The sequence below is a fragment of the Streptococcus infantis genome (assembly GCF_001579645.1).
GTDB lineage: Bacteria > Bacillota > Bacilli > Lactobacillales > Streptococcaceae > Streptococcus > Streptococcus infantis_E.
In genome coordinates this window covers 739,196-740,866 of the sequence record NZ_KQ970818.1, presented here as the reverse complement: position 1 = coordinate 740,866, position 1,671 = coordinate 739,196, and the positions used below count along the sequence as shown (strand labels likewise).

General features: G+C 32.7%; 3 pseudogenes. 2 read left to right on the top strand and 1 reads right to left on the bottom strand.

The features are described 5' to 3' along the window. Positions 1-335: pseudogene (locus tag SINDD18_RS03580) on the bottom strand (MBL fold metallo-hydrolase); the annotation flags it as partial. A 254-nt stretch (positions 336-589) separates the two neighbouring features. Between SINDD18_RS03580 and SINDD18_RS03575 the strand changes: the two are divergent. Further along, positions 590-769: pseudogene (locus SINDD18_RS03575) on the top strand (phosphomethylpyrimidine kinase); the annotation flags it as partial. Positions 770-1,070: 301 nt separating this feature from the next. Further along, positions 1,071-1,647, top strand: a pseudogene (locus SINDD18_RS03570) (lysostaphin resistance A-like protein); the annotation flags it as partial. Positions 1,648-1,671: the final 24 nt, after the last annotated feature.

Sequence of the window (1,671 nt, the reverse complement as noted above, 5' to 3'; positions counted from 1 at the left end):
ATAATCAACTGATGACTGAAACCATGTTTTTCAGCATAGTCAGCCAATTCTTGACGGGTCAAGAAGGCGTGGTTGACAGCTTCCATGTGTGTGGCAAAAAGTTTAACAGATGGAAGGGTCTTATGTACTTCATGAACACCTTCAGCACCCATGATAAGTGGACCACTTTCTTTAAATTGGTTGTTTCCTGCGCTGATGATAGCGACTTGAGGTTGGTATTTTTTGAGTGTATTTTCCACATTCTCATACCATACAGTATCACCTAAGAGGTAAGTAGTAGGCTCATCTTTGTGCTCGAAAATCACTCCACAGGCATGACCAGAGATCGCCAGCATTTCATCGTTGCTAGCATGACGTGCTTCGACATAAGAGACATATCCTTAATCACTATCGGACATCAGGCATTTCTTGTTACCTTATGGAAGCCCGCTTTGAAACCAACGATCAACTCAACCACTTTCTTGAAAATCTTGATAAATATGCGAATTATAGCGTATTGACGGTGATTAACCATTTGAACTAGCCTCATCTTGTGGGATATGTATCAGATAAATACCTCTGGAGTGGAAATTCCAGAGGGTTATTTAAAAGACGAATTGCAGCATTAAAAGATGATTCCAGTGAATATGTTAGAAAATCAGTTGGTAATTCTTTGAGGGATATTAGCAAAAAATTTCCAGAGTTAATTAATGAAGAACTTGATTGTTGGGATATTAATAGTAAAGAGATAAAACAAGTTTACAAGTTGGCAAGTAAATTTATTAAATGATAGATATTAACTATAAAGTTGAGAAAATGGTAACTATAAAATATTTTCATTCTATAGTATAATTTTAAACAACAACTCAGTCACTTTCGTTCTATAATATAGAAGTTTGCTATCACGACACGTCGAGTGTGTAGCTTTGCCGTAAAAGCCTAGAAAGCTTGGTATGAATCAATAATGAAAAGCCTTGATTGTAAGGCTTTTTTTGTGTTTTTGTGATAGAATATAGGTAGTTATAATCGAGAGCAACTAAGAAGAAGTAAAAAAATATTATACGTAGAATAATCAAGATTAGGAAGAAAAAATGACAGAAATTGATAAAAGGAATTTAAAAAATTATCTTTGTTTTACATTTGGAATTACTTATATAGCTTGGGGCCTTCTTGCCGTATTTACTCAATCTCATATTTTGGGATTAGAAACAATTATAGGAAGAACATTACATATAGTAGGTGCACTTGGTCCAGCTATTGCAAGTGGCTTTTATTTGAAAAGGAATAATATAAAATTTCAACATTTTCTATTTAGTAAGAAAGAAAATAGTAGTATTTATTTCATTATTCATTTGTTAGCAATTTTGATACTATTTTCTGTATCTTCCTTAGAATTAAACGGAGTATCAATTTATCTGATGCCATTATTCTTTATACAACTAATTTTTTTTGGTGGTGGACAGGAAGAATTAGGATGGAGAGGAATATTACAACCATTACTTGATAAAAAATATACTTATTGGCAATCTAATTTGATTGTCGGTTCAATCTGGGGAATTTGGCATCTGCCTTTATGGTTTATAGTTGGAGAAAGTCATCAAGGATTTCCTTTTATTTTATTTTTTATATATACATTATTTTTAAGTTTTGTTTTAGGACTTCTTTACCTTCAAACGAAATCTGTGGGGTACT